Genomic DNA, 15,334 nt, shown 5'->3' on the forward strand with positions numbered 1-15,334 from the left:
CTGCCATTTCCCGGTCAAACGTTACACGCCGGCAGACACGTGATTCGCAAGCGGCCGAAGCGCCTGCTCCAGATCTTCGATAATGTCCGACACATCCTCCAGGCCCGTAGACAGCCGGATCAACCCTTCCGTAATATGAAAGGCTTCCCTCTCCTCTGGCGGTATGGAAAAATGCGTCATGGACGCTGGATGCTGAACCAGTGTTTCCGGATCTCCCAAGCTAAACGATATCATAGCCAGGCGCAGTCCGTTAATGAAAGATTTTGCTGCTTCGTATCCGCCCCTTACTTCAAACGAAACAATTCCGCCCATCCCGCTCATCTGCCTTTTCGCCAGCTCGTGCTGCGGATGCGAGGCAAGACCCGGATAATACACCCGTTCGATCGCCGGATGCGCCTCCAGATACCGGGCAATCGCCTCCGCGCTCTGGCAGTGCTGGCGAATCCGCAAGCCCAGCGTCTTGAGCCCGCGCAAAATCAAAAAGGCATCCCAGGCGTTCAAATTTTGGCCCAGATCACCCATGATATTTTTCCGAATAAACCGGATCACATCCTGTTTGCCAACGATGAAGCCAGCGATCACATCGCCATGGCCGTTTAGATACTTGGTCGCGCTGTGTACGACCACATCGGCCCCCAGTTCCAGAGGCTTTTGCAGGTACGGCGTCATGAACGTATTGTCGACAATGACCGTAAGTCCGTGCTCGTGGGCCAGTCGGGAAAGCTCCCGGAGATCCAGGACTGTCAGACATGGATTGGAAGGCGTCTCCAGATAAAGCACCCGCGTGTTCGGCTTGATCGCCTGTTTCACAGCAGCGAGCTTGGTACAATCGACAAAATCGACCTCAATCCCGTAGCGTGGAGCAAGCGAAGTCAAAAATTTATGGCTGCCGCCGTACACATCCTTGGTACATACGACGTGGTCACCCTGCTTCAAAAAAGCGAGCAAAGCCCCGGAGATCGCCGCCATGCCGCTGCTGACGCCCAAAGCCGCCTCGCCATTCTCCAACGCGGCGATCTTCATCTCCAAAGAAGCAATCGTAGGGTTGCCGTAGCGTCCATAGTACGTTCCCTCCCTCTCCCCGGATACAACCGCAGCCGCGGCATCCGCATCGGAAAACGCATAAGCCACCGCCGGTACAACTGCCGGAGCTACCGCCCCCGTCTTATCGCAAGGCTGATGCCCGGCATGAATCAACGCTGTATCCATCTTCCATTTTTTTGCGTCCATGATGCTTCTTCCTCTCACTGTTCGTTTGCCTTTTACTTTTGCAAGGATTGTGCCAATTCTGCAATTAACTTAAATACCGAAACTAAGCGTTCCAAAACCGCCTTATTTTCCTTACCAACACGGTGTTTTTCCCTATTGGAGAAAAAGGCCGGAAACCGACCCGCAAATTTCCCTAACAAATCTACACCCGTTTTTTCGCATTTTCGCTAAACGTTTTAGCAAAACTGACAATTAGTGTGGAGAATGGACTTTGAAAGTGAAGAATGAAGGCTCGGGTGTCTGACTGACTACTGCGTACTCGAGCGTTTGAGTGGGCGCTGCGACCAACCGATAAAACCTAAAAGCTGTAGAGATGAAAACGGAGAAAAACGCGAAGGTCTTTGGGACACCAACCCAGGCTCCATTCCAAAAGCGAAACACGCTTTCAGCGTCCAACCTCTGAGATACCCCCTGAAACCGCTGCTTTTGGACGCGGTTTCGCTTTTGGAATGGAGCCGGACAGTCAATCCCGAGCAAGTGTCCCACCGAACCTGTAGCGTTTTTCTCCGTTTTCATCTCCTTCACGAAAGTCCGGCCCAGGTACGCTAGAGTCCGCCCCAGATGCGTATCATCAAGAAAAAAGAAGGAAGCGCCCAAGACGCCCCCTTCTTCAAACAGCCAGGTCCCTCCATCGAAAGACCAAACCACCTACACAAGCAGCCCTCCGTTGCCTTTCGCGTACTTCGCAATCCCCTCTGCCGCCCGGTAAGCAAGCGCCCCCACAGTATCTGTCGGGTTGTAACCACTGTTGTGGGGGAAAGCCGACGCACCGACTACAAACAAATTCTCCACATCCCACATCTGCAAGTAGTTATTCACGGCAGAAGTGTCAGGCGAGGCACCCATGATAACTCCACCCGTATTGTGAGTGGACTGATACGGGGTAATGTCGTATGGGCCAAGCTCGCGCCTCACATCGATATGGGTCGCTCCCATTTCCTTTAAAATTTGTCCACACTTGTCCGCCGTGAAGGCAGCCAATTGACGGTCCTGCTCTTCAAAGTCAAAGGTAATGCGCATCAACGGATCGCCAAAGACGTCCCGATATGTCGGGTCAAGATCGAGGAAGTGGTGCCTGAAGGGCATGGACGCCCCCTGGGCTCCGACTCCGAGGGCCCTGTTGAAATACTTGAGCGAAGCTGCCTTATATTCCTTGCCCCAGTTCGGCGTACCTGAAGGAACCGGGTTGTTGGCGATCGGACGCTGTCCGGTCTGCGAAAGGCTGATGCTCGCTCCGTGCAGGAACTTCAGATCGGAGTGATCAAAGTTGTCCCCGTTGTAATCGTCCAGCGTCATGCCGAGAGAGCCTGCTCCTGCGTACAGGTTAAACTCCTTCTCTTCAAAGAAGCCTGTCGCTCCCCCGCGGATTACCTGATACGCATAGTTCTTCCCGATTACTCCTCTTCCGGTAGCCGGATCGTACGGACGGCCCAGCTTGGACAAGAGCAAAAGACGGGCGTTGTTGAACACGTAGCTGGTCAACACGACAATGTCCGCCGGCTGTTCGAATTCCTCTCCGGTCGTCACGTCTGTGTAGAGAACACCTGTCGCCTTGTTGCCGGTATGTAAAATTCTCCGTACATGGGAATGCGTCCGGATCTCAAACTTGCCCGTCTTTTTCGCCACAGGAATCACGGTTACGACCGGGTCGGCTTTGGCTCCGTACTCACAGCCAAACCGCTCGCAATATCCGCAATATTGGCAGGCGGCCCGCGATACTCCATCCGGGTTCGTATACTGCTGCGACAAGTTGGCCGAAGGCATCATGTAGGGGTGAAGCTTCAGCTTTTTAGCCGCTTCGGCAAACATTTTCATGGCCGGTGTCTGCTTCATCGGCGGTGTGGGGTATGGACTTGATCGTTTTCCGGCCAGCGGATTTTCCTCACCGGAGATCCCGCAGAGTTTTTCAAAACGGTCGTAGTACGGCTCCAACTGATCATAGGTGATGCCCCAATCCTGGATGGTCATGCCTTCGGGAATTTTCTTCTCGCCGTACCGCTCAATCGTCTTGCTGCGAATCTCGAAATCATACGGCAAAAAGCGGAAGGTCTGTCCATTCCAGTGGACACCGGCACCGCCCAATCCCGTCCCCAGCAAGAAGGAACCGTAGCTCCGCATCGGCAGCGCTCTGATCCTCGTATTGCTTCGGAAAGTAATCGTTTCCTTGGATAAATCCTGCATCAGCTCGTAGCGGAGAGCGTAGCGCAGCTCGTCGTGGACCATGAAATAGTCCTCCGTTTTTCGCTCTTTCCCTCGCTCCAAACCTACTACAGTCATGCCTTGCTTCGTCAATTCCGAGGCGATGATTCCTCCGCCCCAACCAACTCCGACAATCACGACATCTACCTTGGGCAGTCTTCTGGGCATGTCCGATCCCCCTCTTATCCGTGCTGATGGTCACGCAAGCTTTTTGGTTCCATTTTGACAAATTGGTCTTGCTCGATTACCTGGGTATAAGCCATCTGGTTCCCCGGGTAATTTTTCAGCCTCCAGCCGTCCATGTTTTTGTTGCCGCCGTAAAGCGGATCAGCGTAGACGCCCTCCATCGTGCTGGCACGCAGCATCTTGAAGAAGCCGCTGGCAGAGATGGTGGTCAACTTCACTTCGTCCGCTTCAAAGGCTTTTAATACAGCATCTTGCTGATCTGCCTCCAATTCGTAGAAACGCTTCCCGTATTTCGTTGTACTGTAGTTGTTCATTTCCTGAATCCCGATATCAAAAATTTCCCGCCTTCTGAGCCGGCCTTGATATCCTTGGGTAGCTTCACCGGGATAAAAAGGGCCTTGCATATAATCGCGGGCATTGAATCCCCAATCCCCTGCCAGTTGGTGGTCGATAAAATAAGCTGCACCAAGGGTTCTGGCTCCGGGGCCGTTCTCATCCTCAGGGAAAATCCTCTCTGTCGCCGCATCAACCACCCGGAATTGCTCCGGTGAAAAATACATCAGAGCCTGATTGAAGTCGGCCGGTGCAGGAGCTGCCGCAGGTGGGGGCGGGGCCTGTGTCCTGAGCAAGCTGCCCGCAACGCCGCCTACTACCAGACCGCCCAGAACCAAACCGGAGTTTTTCAAGAATTTCCTTCTTGAAACGGCTTGCTCTTGTCCTTCGTTTGTCTGTGCCAAAGCTACCACCTCCTGAATGTATATCTTTTATGTGTGCAATTCTTCGGCAAAATAACCATTTTCTCCAAAAAAATTTCCAACTGCGGACATCAATAAATAGGCAATAATCGGCAAATCATATCGGGTAGCTGGCAAACACTAATCTGGAGGGATTTTGGATGCGGATACGAAAAATGATCAGCGGGATCGGTGTCATTTGCCTTTTGACTGCGTGTACAAACCAGGCGACACCGAATCAAGGAGGGCAAAACCAAGGAGCAGCGAACCAGGGAGCGCAAACCCAGTCCATGCACCAGCAGGCAGCTCCCGGACACGACCACACGACTGTCATTCCCAGTGTTGACCGCGACAAGAAGCTGACCACCAATCAGTACGGAGCAACAAACAGCGGCATGGGGACAGCCACCTACAGCATGATGGGCAGCTCCGGCTTAAACGACGGCGGACCTTCGTCGAATCTGGAGGCTCGTCTGGCCGCTGCGGGAGTCAACGGAGTCAATGTTCTGGTCGTTCATGACTGCGTCTTCCTCGCTCCGGCAGACGGAAAAACCCTTTCCACCAACTCTATGGACGAGACACAAAACCACCTGCTAAGCCCCTATGAAGGAAGCTCCTACCGCGGACCTTCGCGGCCGACGGACAAAATCGGCACGATGGGCGCAAGCGCTCAAGCACAAACGCTGTCCAAAGCCAAGGATCAAATCGAACGCATTTACGGCGGGGGCGTAGAGATCCGGACTGTCACCAACCCGCAAGCGATAGCCGCCATGGATCGGATCAAGCAAGCGACAAGGCCGGGAAAAGAAAGCGCCAATATCGGGGATGACCTGGCTCTCCTGTTCCGCTCCGGTTCCAAACAGCCGTAAGGGCGGCTTGTGAAAGAAGCTCGGCTTCGTCAAGCTATCGGGGACGGCATCGCGCCCCAAGAACTCCAGCTTCGCTATGTGCTCCGGCGCGATCAGCCTTTATTGCTATGCGTTCCGGTCGTACACATGCAAAAGGGACAGGCTGATCTGGCAACCCAGTCAGCCTGTCCCTTTTCTAGTGGACAAACGATATGATTCTCTCCACCGTCTCTCGCGGGTGGGTAAGCATGAGCAAATGCTGTGCATGGGGAATTTTTTCGCATACAGCACGCGGAACCTTTTGTCTGTATTCGGCTGCTGCCCTCTGAAAAAAACGCTGCTGCTCCCCGTCGGACAGCGTCATCTCGTCTGCGAGCAGCAGCAATACCGGGCATTTCAGCGAGGCAAACAAGGCTTCCTTGTCAAATGCGGCATATGCCCGAAAGTAGCCGTCAAACGCTTCCCGCGGCAGCCTGTAGCCATAAGCGCCGTCTTCCTTTTGCTCCAGCTCGCTCTCCGGCAAGGACGACGGAATGCCGCCCTTTCCATAACGGGCGATATAGGACTCCCTCGCTGCAGCTATCGAAGGAAAGCGGGTTTCTGCCAGTCTGTCTACTGTGGACGCTCTGTCAAAGCCGGGCATCTCTCGCAGGCTATAGAAGCCGCCGTCCAGCAAAATCAAGTGTGTGACTCGTTCCGGGAAGGCTGCCGCAAACATTTGTGCCGGGACTGCCGAGAAAGAGGCGGCAACGATGGCCGCGTGTTCCACTTCCTCCGTATCCAGCAGGGTACGGATATCCTCAGCCAGCTGTTCAAATGTATAGGGCCCCTCTTTGACCGACTCTCCGTGTCCGCGCAGATCAACCGCAATCACCCGGCAACGCTTCGCCAGCTCCGGAAGGATGTGGTCAAATAATCGACTGGTGTTGCGAATCGCATGAAGCAGCAGAAGAGCAGGAGCCTCTGGTCTCCCTGCGACCGTATACGCCAGAACAAGTCCGTTTTTCACCAGCTGCTTTCTTTGTTGTCCGGCCATGATTCCCCCTACCTTCCGCAATGATTCAAACCCGGCACATCCGCATTTTGTGCAAATCAAATCCTCCCGGGTATCAACACGCCCAAATGTTCAGGATGAATGCGGGCGAAGTAAAGCAATACGGCAACGACAACAAAACCGCAAGCCAGTACGACGAGCTCTTTGGATTTCCATTTGGGCATTCGGTAAAAGCGATGCTGGCGATTTCTCATCCGGAACCCTTTCGCGTCCAGCGCATTGGCGATCAACTGCACGCGCTTGAGCGAGCTGAAAATGAGCGGAACCAGAACGAAGCCATACTTTCGCATCCTCTCCGGAATGCTTCCTTCACTGAGCTGCAGGCCCCGCACCATCTGGGCTTCCCGGATCGTGACAAGGTCATGCTTGACGAGAGGGATAAAACGAAAAATCAGCGAGAGCAAATAACTGACGGAAAATGGAACACCGATCCCCTTCAGTCCCATCGCCATTTCCCGGGGACTGGTTGAAAACAGGTAATACATCGACAGCAGAGCCACGTTTGCCAGCCTTAGTCCCATGCCTAATGCCCACAGGACACCTACGTCCGTCACTTGGATCGGATAATTGACCAAAGGGATCCTGCTGCTCCAATACGGATGGCCGATGCTGGTAAACGGCAGCCACGTGATCGCCGCAAACACGGCCCCGATTCCCCCGATCAACAGGTAGCCCTTCAACATCGATCGGCTCCACCCCAGCTTGGCGATCAACAAGGCATTGATCAACAAAACGACTGCGAGAAATCGCGGGTCTTGAAACAGAAACGGCAACGTCCCCAGCAAGATAAACGACAGCAGTACAAAACTAGGATGAGCGTGTTTCATGCAGCATTCTCTCCTCTGTCACCCGCACCTTAGCCTGCTCCAGTGTGAGCGGTACAGGCTCGCTCCAGCCTGCGGCAACGCCGAAACGATAAACTGCAGGGGCCTCCACCTGGGCTTTCATCAGCACTTCCTGTCGGGCAAAAACCTCTTGTGGCGTCCCGTCGCACAGCAGCCTCCCCTGATGCATGACCAGCACGCGCAAGGCGTATTCTGCCACCAGCTTCATGTCATGGGTCACGACGATGATCGTATGGCCGGCCTGGTGCAGCTTTCGCAACAGCGCCATGATATCCCGCACGCCGCGGTAGTCCAGCCCTGTCGTCGGCTCATCCAGCACGATCGCCTCCGGCTTCATCGCCAAAATAGAGGCCACCGCAATCTTTTGCCGGGTCCCTTTGCTCGAAAAATACGGCTCGGCTGAGCGCATCTGCTCAAGTCCCACAGCAGCCAGAGCTTCTGTGACGCGCTGTTCTATCTCAGTCTGCGGCAGCCCCAGGTTTTTCGGCCCGAAAGCGACTTCTTCGAAAATGGTTGATTGAAAAATCTGATGATCAGGATTTTGGTAGCAGTACGTCACGGTGCGAGACAGCTCAGCAACCGATTGTTCACGCGTATCTCTTCCTTTTACTGTGACTGTCCCGCTCGTCGGTTTGTACAGACCGTTGCAATGCTTGGCCAGCGTCGTTTTCCCGGAGCCATTTCCGCCGATAATGGCGATGAGTTCGCCTCGATCCACGTTCAGGGAAACATCCTTGAGCACCTGCTTGTCAGCTTCATAGCCAAATGAGACGTTCTCAAAACGGATCAAGCTGCTCATGTCTCATCCCTCCTGCCGCTTATGCGAGCTTCGCGGTACCACTCGGCCAACTCATCCACATGGAGCGGCACCCCGTCTTTGTTCGCGGTGATGACGCCTGTCCGGCACATCTGCAAATACAACTGTATGACATCGGGGACGAGAATTCCGTGCTTCTCAAGCTCCTCCACCTTGCCAAAAAACGGACGTACGGGCAAATCGAGTTCAATCCGCCCGTCCGCCAAGAGCAAAATGCGATCGCAAAATTGAGCCAATTCCTCTGTCGCGTGGGAAGAGACGACTATCGTGATTTCCTGCTCCCGCTTTAGCTGTGAAAGCAGTTGAAACACTTCCCTAGCTCCTTTTGGGTCCAGCTCGGAGGTAGGCTCATCCAAAAGCAAGATTCGGGGTTGATGGGCCAATGCCGAAGCGATGGCCACCCGTTGCTTCTCTCCTCCGGATAATTCAAAGGGAGAGCGGAGAGCAAAGCCTTCCAGACCGACCAGCTTGAGGACTTCACCAATCCGCTGCTCGATTTCCTCATCCGCTTGCCCGCTGTTTTCCAAACTAAAGGCGATCTCTTCCTCTACCGTAAGGCCGATAAACTGTGTCTCCGGGTCTTGAAAGACGATGCCCAACTCCCCGCTGACCCGGCGTTCGCCGGAAAACTGCCCGGAATAATTGCGCGGTACCAGCCCGGCCAAAGCCAAAAGAAGCGTTGTTTTGCCCGCGGCAGAGGGGCCGACGATTCCCACCACTTCGCCCGGATAGAGGGAAAGATTGATGTCGGATAGCGCATGCTTGGCGCTATCCTCGTACTGCCAACGAACGTTTTCCAAACGGAGCAGCGGCTGACCGGTCACGGACGAAGCCCGCCTTCTTCAATGGAAAGCAGTCCATTGCCGTGTGCTCGTCCCCGGTACAAGCCTGCCCGCTTCACAAACGGATACAGCAGCTTTAGCAGAACTGGCCCCAGTATTGCCGTCGATACTGCCTGATTCAAAAAGACGGTCGGAATAAACAAGGTTGCGATGGCCATCGGCGTAAAGCCAAGCGCCACATTGATCAAAATCGAGCAGGCCACCACTGCAGAGGCAATCAATACAACAAATATGTAATATTGCAAGATGCTGCGCCCTGTTTTCAAGGCCGGATGACTGACAGCCAAATAACCGATCAATCCTCCTAAAAAGTTGCCGATGAAGCCGACGATGACTGCATGCGGCGGTGTGCCTCCCGTCAGCAGATCGCTGGCCACGTTTCCAAATGCTAGACCCAGGCAGCCGGGAATGCCAAACAAAATGCCGAAAACAGGCTGCAGCGCATTCGCCGGTCGAAGCGGTACGGATGGAGCTAATTTGATGTTAGCGAGCATAATCAAGGCGACCGCGTACAAGGCCGCCGTGACGACGATCAGGACAAAGTCGACAGTCGTCCACTTTCGCCGAAAGAGAGACGTTCCCATCTCTAGTAACCTCCTTTATCTATGAAAACGGTTTACATGATCATGATGCTAGTTTACCCCTCCGCGCTGACTCTCGCAATGGCTTGAACAGGTTTATAGATGGACTTGGGTACAGCAAATCTTCTTTAATCTGCTAGGGCCATTTTGATAAGAACGTCAGATGGATACCGAGGGTAGCGATAGTAGTTTTTTAGAATGAGCGTTGTTCGGGCTTTGGGGGGAGGAGATGAAACAGGAGAAAAACGCTCCAGGTTCGGTGGGACACTTGCCGGGGGTAATCCTGGCCGGCTTCGTTCCAAAAGTGGAACCGCGTCCAAAAGCAGCCCGTTCGCAGAAGCCTCTCAGAGGTTGGACGCTAAAAGCGTGTTCCACTTTTGGAACGAAGCCTGGGTATGTGTCCCAAAGACCTTCGCGTTTTTCTCCTGTTTCATCTCTACAGCTTTTGTTTTCTCCCCGAGATACCCGAAAGAACCCGCGACGACAGAGAAGCATATTTCCAGGCGGAGCGACTAGCGGAGTCCAGCCCAGCGGAACAACGAAATCGCGGGAATCAGGAGCGTAACTCTGATTGGGCTTCGGAACGGCTGCTGCTTTTACGCTCCCCCGCGAATCGTTGTAGAGCGGACAGTCTCGGCTCCCTTGCGGACGCAGACCGGAGCGCAGCCTGGAAATATGCTTCTCTCACTGCAGCCACGTTCCTAATCCTATGTAGCCAATAAAAAAAGCTGTTGAACGCCTCAATGAGACTTCAACAGCTTTCTGCTTTGCATTCTCTGTTATCCCTGCTGCTTCGGCAGTTCAAACGAGCTCTTCAAGGAAACAATCCGGTTGAACACCAGCTTGTCTTCTGTCGTATATTTCGGGTCGACATTAAAGTATCCGTGACGGAAGAATTGGTATTTGTCGTGGGGCTTGGTCTCTTTCATGTTAGGCTCCACGTATCCGTTCACGATCTCCAAAGAGTTTGGATTGATATTGTCAAGGAACGTGGTTCCTTCCTCCTGATCATCCAAAATCAGCGGTTCATACAGGCGGAACTCCGCAGGGAGCGCATGCTTGGCGTCTACCCAGTGGATCGTTCCTTTTACTTTGCGACCGGTAAAGCCGCTGCCGCTCTTCGTTTCAGGGTCATACGTACAGTGGATTTCGACGACATTGCCTTGCTCATCCTTGATCACGTCCGTGCACTTGATGAAGTACGCGTGCTTGAGCCGTACTTCATTTCCCGGGAACAGGCGGAAATACTTGCTCGGCGGGTTCTCCATGAAGTCGTCCTGCTCAATGTAGATTTCGCGGGAGAATGGAATTTGTCTGGTTCCCATTTCCGGATTTTCCGGGTTGATCTCCGCATCCAGCAGCTCGACCTGGTCTTCCGGATAATTGGTGATGACCACTTTCAGCGGGCGCAGTACAGCCATCGTCCGCGGCGCTTTCAGCTTCAGGTCCTCGCGGATGAAGTGCTCCAGCATTTTTTCATCCACGGTGCTGTTGCTTCTGGCCACACCGATTTCCCGGGCAAATGTACGGATGGACTCAGGAGTAAAGCCGCGGCGGCGAAGTCCCGAAATGGTAGGCATGCGCGGATCATCCCATCCGTCTACTACCTGTTCGTCGACCAACTGTTTCAGCTTCCGTTTGCTCATTACCGTATTGGTCAGGTTCAACCGGGCAAATTCGTATTGTCTCGGCACGTTTTCCATTTCACATTCGCGGACAACCCAGTCGTACAGCGGGCGATGATCCTCGAACTCAAGCGAACAGAGAGAGTGGGTTACGCCCTCGATAGCGTCCTCCAGCGGGTGTGCATAATCATACATCGGGTAGATGCACCATTTGTCTCCCGTGTTGTGGTGGGTAGCATGCGAAATCCGGTACAAAATCGGGTCACGCAGGTTGATATTGGGGGAGCTCATGTCGATTTTGGCGCGCAACACCTTTTCGCCGTCCTTAAACTCGCCGTTGCGCATCCGCTGGAACAAATCCAGGTTTTCTTCCACCGACCGGTCGCGGTAAGGGCTGTTTGTACCCGGCTCCGTCAAGGTCCCTCTGGTTTGGCGGATTTCTTCCGGGGACAGATCACATACGTAAGCCAGTCCTTTTTTGATCAACAGAACGGCGCGATTGTACATTTCCTCAAAATAATCCGATGCAAAGAACAGTCCGTCCCACTCAAAGCCAAGCCATTGTACGTCTTCCTTGATCGCTTCTACGTACTCCGCGTCTTCTTTCACCGGGTTGGTGTCGTCAAAACGAAGATTGGCTCTGCCATTGAATTCCTTTGCCAGTTCAAAATTAAGGCAAATCGCTTTGGCATGTCCGATGTGCAAATACCCGTTTGGCTCCGGAGGAAAGCGGGTAACGATTTCCCCGACTCGGCCCTCTCGCAGGTCTTCCAGGACAATGTTGCGGATAAAGTTGGATGATGATGCCGATTTATTTTCCACAGAAATTCAACCTTTCCCTTCACCTTTACATTCCATAATACTGATTCCCCGGCGATAGTTCAACAAATTCGCCCGGCTTCTGATGTTGGGCCGATGCATCATCGTTATCAGTCACCCCTTGGCCAACCGGCTTGTAGCAAGAATCACCTTCTCTGGACCAGGCGCTTTTACAAACCGCCCTTCAGAGGGTTTTTACTATCATAAGCAGGAGAGCCCCCGTGGGTGTTCACACGATGTATATAAATTGAAGTTGTTTCCAAAAGATTCCCATTTTATCCTACAGGCAGAAACATATTTTATGATTGGGGTGATCTGTTGTGAGTGTGCTTGAAAAAATCAATACACAATCCTCCTTTTTTACATTGGCAGAAATTGCGGAAGGTGTTTTTGCCGCCGTTATCAAAGCAGGCACAGGAGCCATGGGCAATGCCGCCATCGTCGATCTGGGCGATCGGACGGTCGTTTTTGACACCATGTACACGCCCAAGGCAGGGCTTGCACTGCGAGAAGCAGCCGAGCAATTGCTTGGACGCCCTGTATCGTTGGTTATCAATTCCCATTTCCACTTTGACCATGTGGGCGGCAACCAAGTCTTTTCCGATGCCATTATCCTCTCCACAGAAACCACCAAAAATCTCATGCTCGAGCGTTGTACAAGCCTCGTCCAATTCGCAAAGCAGCACCCCGAATACCCTGACAAGGTTCGCCAATCTTTGGAAGCCGAATCAGATCCGGAAAAGCAAAAGGAGCTTCGCACCGACCTCGGAGACATTCTCGCCCTTGACGCTGCACTGCCTACGTTCTCCGCGACCCCTGCCTCCCTGACATTTTCTGATTCTGTCACGCTCCACGGCTCGAAGCGAACTGCCGTACTGACCGCCAAAGGAAACGGACACAGCACATGCGACTCTGTCCTGTACCTGCCCGAAGACCGCGTTCTTCTGGCCGGCGACCTGCTTTTTGTGCAAAATCATCCCAGTATGCAGACAGGAAATCTTTCCCACTGGGTCTCCGTTTTGAAGGCTTGGAAAGACCTGCCCATTTCGGCAGCAGTCGGCGGCCACGGCCCGGTCGGAGACCATCAAACTGTGGATAGCTGTCTTCACTATTTGGAAGCTTTGTGGGACCAAGCCAAGCATCTGGCCGAGAACGGCTCCACACCCGAAGCCATCGAAGCAATCCCCATACCCGAACCATATGCCTCCTGGAGCTATCCCAGCCTCTTTGCTCGCAACCTTCAACAGCTTAGCCAGCAGATCTTAGCCGTTTCGGAGTAAGAAAGAGAAACGGAAGACGGATATGCATCTGTTTGAAAAAAATAAATAAATTTTTCACTAAAGTACTAGTCCAATATTACCGAATATAGGTAATGGATAGATATTTTTTGCATCTATGGAATCAGATTCAATCTTACGAATCTTTTCCCATATGTACAATTTTTCATATGTACTAAGTTTCACAAATTGCGTTCACTATCTTATTTCACATTGATATCGATAATGGCAAACCCGGGGAAATCCGGCGACGCAAAGCTACAGGGGCTACCTCCAGCAAATGGACAAGCCAGCCAGCTGCCGAAGTATTGATGTAGGACCAAAGACCAATGATCCTATGTCATTGGTCTTTTTGTGTTGTTATGCAAAGGAGGTGATGCCAATCGATTTTGACCCGAACCGTTCAACCTTTCATGCTTCGACCGTACACAACAAGGAGGATGGAAAGTGAAAAAGTCAATCTGGAAGAAACTCTCTGTTTTAGCGCTGACCGCGACGATCGGTCTGTCCAGCTTCACAACTGCCGCAGTGGAGGCGGCAAATCGCCCCACAACAATGTCGCCAAACGGCATGGTTACGGCTCCTCACTACCTGGCTACAGCCGCAGCTCTCAAAACACTCGAGGAGGGCGGAAACGCAGTCGATGCCGCGATTGCCGCCGCGTCTACGCTCGCCGTTGTTTACCCGCACTACACGTCGATTGGCGGCGACAACTTCTGGCTGATCTACAATGCAAAGACGAAAGAAGTAAGAGCGCTGAACGGAAGCGGTCGAGCTGGTGAAAAGGCAACGATCGAATATTACAAAAAGAAAGGCTACGAAAAAATTCCTTCCCGCGGGTACGAGTCCGCCAACACGGTCCCTGGTGTCGTTTCCGGTTGGTGGGAAGCGTACAACTACGCACACAAGGAATTGGCTGGAGATAGCAAGCTGAAATGGGACAGACTGTTGGAGCCGGCGATTGGATATGCGGAAAAAGGCTATCCGGTCTCTCCCAACCAAGTGTACTGGACCAAATACGCGATCGATCCGACAGACAACGATCTGAAAAATCTGCAGCGCTTTGAAGGGTTCCGCAAGACCTACCTGAAAGCGAACGGCGAGCCGTACCAGGCCGGCGAAATCCTCAAGCAGGAGGATCTGGCGAAAACGTTGAAAGTGATCGCCAAAAAAGGCGCAGACGGTTTTTACAAAGGCGAGATCGCCGAAAAAATCGTAAAAGACATGCAGGCAAACGGCGGTTTGCTGACTCTGAAAGACTTTGAAAAGCACACGTCCACCTGGGCTGATCCGATCACCGTCGACTATCGCGGATACCAAGCCTACAACGTACCGCCCAACTCTCAAGGCATGGCCTCATTGTCGATTCTGAACATATTGAACAACATTGACCTGAAGAGCATGGGCGAAGGCACGCCGGATTACTACCACGCTATCGTGGAAGCGACGAAGCAAGCGTTTGCCGACCGCGACAAATGGCTGACAGACCCTGAGTTTGTTGACATTCCGGTAGACGAGCTGCTGTCCAAGCAGCACGGCAAAGACCTTGCTGCCCGGATTGACATGAAGCAGGCTGCCAAAACCGTAGAACCGCTCGATCCCAAGGGCGACACTACCTGGCTCGGTGTAGTCGACAAGTACGGCAATGCCGTTTCCATGATCCAGAGCCACTACTTCGATTGGGGCTCGGGCGTCGTCGCGAAGGACACTGGTGTTCTCTTGCAAAACCGTGGAAGCTACTTCTCTCTGGACCCGAATCATATCAACCACCTGGAGCCAGGCAAGCGCACCTTCCACACGATCAACCCGGCTATGCTCTTGAAAGACAACAAGCCTTACCTGCTGTACGGTACACAGGGCGGTGAGGGGCAGCCGCAGACACAAGCCGCTCTCGTCACGCGCATTATCGACTTCGGATTCACGGTTCAAGACGCGATTGAAGCACCGAGATGGCTGCATGGCCGCAACTGGGGCTCCTCCTCCAACAATCTGAAGGTAGAGAGCCGCATTCCGCAGGAAGTCCTCGACGAGCTGGTAAAACGCGGTCATCCGGTTGAGAAGCTGGAAGCCGCTTATACCGATGCGATGGGTCAATCCGGTGCCATTCTGATCGATCCGAAAAGCAACATCAAGTTTGGCGGTGCAGACCCGCGCGGCGAAGGGGCTGCCATGGGCTATTGATTTATAATACGTGCAGACTGCTGGGATTATCTCAGCAGTCTGCATTTCCAGCTTTAT

General features: G+C 53.2%; 12 protein-coding genes and 1 riboswitch. Of the genes, 3 read left to right on the forward strand and 9 right to left on the reverse strand.

The genetic code is table 11. The features are described from left to right. Nucleotides 1-21: 21 nt before the first annotated feature. The 3 genes from NST96_RS25860 to NST96_RS25870 all read right to left on the reverse strand — a co-directional run bounded on the left by NST96_RS25860 (nt 22) and on the right by NST96_RS25870 (nt 4,400). Nucleotides 22-1,230, reverse strand: coding sequence for an aminotransferase class I/II-fold pyridoxal phosphate-dependent enzyme (locus NST96_RS25860; RefSeq protein WP_031932553.1), 1,209 nt, complete (start codon nt 1,228-1,230; stop codon nt 22-24). 687 nt (nt 1,231-1,917) lie between these two features. Further along, nucleotides 1,918-3,636 (reverse strand): GMC family oxidoreductase, encoded by a 1,719-nt coding sequence (locus tag NST96_RS25865; RefSeq protein ID WP_031932551.1) that lies wholly within the window; start codon nt 3,634-3,636, stop codon nt 1,918-1,920. Nucleotides 3,637-3,650: 14 nt separating this feature from the next. Continuing rightward, nucleotides 3,651-4,400: a gluconate 2-dehydrogenase subunit 3 family protein gene (locus NST96_RS25870; protein ID WP_341464307.1), complete on the reverse strand. Its 750-nt coding sequence runs from the start codon at nt 4,398-4,400 to the stop codon at nt 3,651-3,653. Nucleotides 4,401-4,549: 149 nt separating this feature from the next. Between NST96_RS25870 and NST96_RS25875 the strand changes: the two genes are divergently transcribed. Then, the gene (locus NST96_RS25875; RefSeq protein WP_024983719.1) at nt 4,550-5,257 is read left to right on the forward strand and encodes a hypothetical protein; all 708 of its coding nucleotides are present in this window, start codon (nt 4,550-4,552) and stop codon (nt 5,255-5,257) included. 175 nt (nt 5,258-5,432) lie between these two features. Here the strand turns inward: NST96_RS25875 and NST96_RS25880 are convergent, their stop codons facing one another. The 6 genes from NST96_RS25880 to NST96_RS25905 all read right to left on the reverse strand — a co-directional run bounded on the left by NST96_RS25880 (nt 5,433) and on the right by NST96_RS25905 (nt 11,822). After that, nucleotides 5,433-6,272, reverse strand: a complete 840-nt coding sequence (locus tag NST96_RS25880) for an alpha/beta hydrolase (protein WP_243014095.1) — start codon at nt 6,270-6,272, stop codon at nt 5,433-5,435. A gap of 56 nt (nt 6,273-6,328) precedes the next feature. Then, a complete protein-coding gene (locus tag NST96_RS25885; protein WP_243014096.1) occupies nt 6,329-7,117 on the reverse strand; it encodes an energy-coupling factor transporter transmembrane component T in 789 nt (262 codons plus the stop codon). Further along, nucleotides 7,098-7,934, reverse strand: a complete 837-nt coding sequence (locus NST96_RS25890) for an energy-coupling factor ABC transporter ATP-binding protein (protein WP_003388531.1) — start codon at nt 7,932-7,934, stop codon at nt 7,098-7,100. The genes NST96_RS25885 and NST96_RS25890 overlap by 20 nt, the downstream gene beginning before the upstream one ends. After that, on the reverse strand, nt 7,931-8,776 hold the full coding sequence (locus NST96_RS25895; RefSeq protein WP_243014097.1) for an ABC transporter ATP-binding protein: 846 nt from the start codon (nt 8,774-8,776) through the stop codon (nt 7,931-7,933). Before NST96_RS25895 ends, NST96_RS25890 begins: the two co-directional genes overlap by 4 nt. Continuing rightward, entirely contained in the window at nt 8,773-9,378 is a 606-nt protein-coding gene (locus NST96_RS25900) for a QueT transporter family protein (protein WP_024983717.1), read from the reverse strand. Before NST96_RS25900 ends, NST96_RS25895 begins: the two co-directional genes overlap by 4 nt. A gap of 776 nt (nt 9,379-10,154) precedes the next feature. Further along, on the reverse strand, nt 10,155-11,822 hold the full coding sequence (locus tag NST96_RS25905) for a glutamine--tRNA ligase/YqeY domain fusion protein (protein ID WP_342405039.1): 1,668 nt from the start codon (nt 11,820-11,822) through the stop codon (nt 10,155-10,157). A gap of 317 nt (nt 11,823-12,139) precedes the next feature. On the opposite strand from NST96_RS25905, the gene NST96_RS25910 reads away from it, so the two are divergent. Continuing rightward, nucleotides 12,140-13,099, forward strand: coding sequence for an MBL fold metallo-hydrolase (locus tag NST96_RS25910; protein ID WP_024983716.1), 960 nt, complete (start codon nt 12,140-12,142; stop codon nt 13,097-13,099). A gap of 214 nt (nt 13,100-13,313) precedes the next feature. Beyond that, a riboswitch (cyclic di-GMP riboswitch) is annotated at nt 13,314-13,401 on the forward strand. 250 nt (nt 13,402-13,651) lie between these two features. After that, nucleotides 13,652-15,277: a gamma-glutamyltransferase gene (gene ggt, locus NST96_RS25915; RefSeq protein ID WP_227277540.1), complete on the forward strand. Its 1,626-nt coding sequence runs from the start codon at nt 13,652-13,654 to the stop codon at nt 15,275-15,277. Nucleotides 15,278-15,334 lie beyond the last annotated feature (57 nt).

It is taken from the genome of Brevibacillus sp. FSL K6-2834, from assembly GCF_038592925.1.
GTDB classification, from domain to species: domain Bacteria; phylum Bacillota; class Bacilli; order Brevibacillales; family Brevibacillaceae; genus Brevibacillus; species Brevibacillus borstelensis.

Bases quoted from the DNA above. Each gene is read 5' to 3' on its own strand.
- NST96_RS25860 (WP_031932553.1), bottom strand. From the start codon at position 1,230: ATGGACGCAAAAAAATGGAAGATGGATACAGCGTTGATTCATGCCGGG.
- NST96_RS25865 (WP_031932551.1), bottom strand. From the start codon at position 3,636: ATGCCCAGAAGACTGCCCAAGGTAGATGTCGTGATTGTCGGAGTTGGT.
- NST96_RS25875 (WP_024983719.1), top strand. From the start codon at position 4,550: ATGCGGATACGAAAAATGATCAGCGGGATCGGTGTCATTTGCCTTTTG.
- NST96_RS25880 (WP_243014095.1), bottom strand. From the start codon at position 6,272: ATGGCCGGACAACAAAGAAAGCAGCTGGTGAAAAACGGACTTGTTCTG.
- NST96_RS25885 (WP_243014096.1), bottom strand. From the start codon at position 7,117: ATGAAACACGCTCATCCTAGTTTTGTACTGCTGTCGTTTATCTTGCTG.
- NST96_RS25890 (WP_003388531.1), bottom strand. From the start codon at position 7,934: ATGAGCAGCTTGATCCGTTTTGAGAACGTCTCATTTGGCTATGAAGCT.
- NST96_RS25900 (WP_024983717.1), bottom strand. From the start codon at position 9,378: ATGGGAACGTCTCTCTTTCGGCGAAAGTGGACGACTGTCGACTTTGTC.
- ggt (WP_227277540.1), top strand. From the start codon at position 13,652: ATGTCGCCAAACGGCATGGTTACGGCTCCTCACTACCTGGCTACAGCC.